At 45.0% G+C, this 958-nt stretch carries 1 protein-coding gene; it reads left to right on the forward strand.

The genetic code is table 11. The features are described from left to right. Positions 1 to 127: 127 nt before the first annotated feature. Positions 128 to 958: DDE-type integrase/transposase/recombinase (locus BKD12_RS14775; RefSeq protein WP_141736958.1), on the forward strand; the 831-nt coding region annotated here is incomplete at its 3' end.

Consider the following 958-nt stretch of genomic DNA (forward strand, 5'->3'; position numbering starts at 1 on the left):
AATTAGTGACAACTATACTAGTGTCAGACTAAAATAGCCAATCCTAGTCAAATTAAAAAAGCCATTACATACAGGTCTTCATCCTCTTATACTGATGATAAGCCAATGCATCAGAAAAGGAGGATTTATGCACGAAGATGCTACATGTAATGACTTACAAGAAATCATAACACAAGCAATCAACGAAATAAAGCAGGAACAAGGCGAAAATTTCAGCCTTGCCAAAATTAATCTTGCAGAACTGGAACGCCGGACCGGAATCAGCAGATCCCGGCTAAGGCACTTAAAAGAGAATAACTTTATTGTTACACCACATGGGAGGACAGGACAAAAAGCCACATCTACAGTTCTGACCGGATATAGCGGCATTATTGACGGGCTGCTCCGAAAAGGCGTCACGAATTCTTCGGTATGCTTTGAGCGGCTGCGTGAAGCTGGATATACCGGCGGATTAACAACCGTAAAAACTTATATCGCTGATCACCGGGATCTTGTCCCGCCCAAGCGTCAGCTCGTTGCCCCTCAGGGAAACCGGGGACGCAGATATCAAACTTCCCCTGGGGAATCCTATCAGATGGACTGGGGCTTTGTCCAGGTAGATACAAATACCGATGCTTCCTATAAGGTCGCATGTTTTGCTATGATCTGCCATCATTGCGGGGAAAGATACATCGAATTCTTCCCCAATGCCAGACAGGAAAATCTTTTTATTGGGATGATCCATGCGTTTACTTATATGGGAATCCCGCACTATATACTGACAGACAACATGAAAAGTGTCGTGATCCGACGCGATCCAGAAGGACATCCTATCTGGCAGAAAGATTATAAAACGTTCATGGAAACGATCGGTTTCCAGACAAAGCTCTGCAAGCCAAGGCATCCTTTCACCAAAGGCAAGGTGGAGCGCCTGATCCGCTTCGTAAAAGATAACTTCCTTGCCGGCAGAGTTTTTGGC

It is taken from the genome of Merdimonas faecis (assembly GCF_001754075.1).
In the GTDB taxonomy this organism is placed as follows: Bacteria; Bacillota; Clostridia; order Lachnospirales; family Lachnospiraceae; genus Merdimonas; species Merdimonas faecis.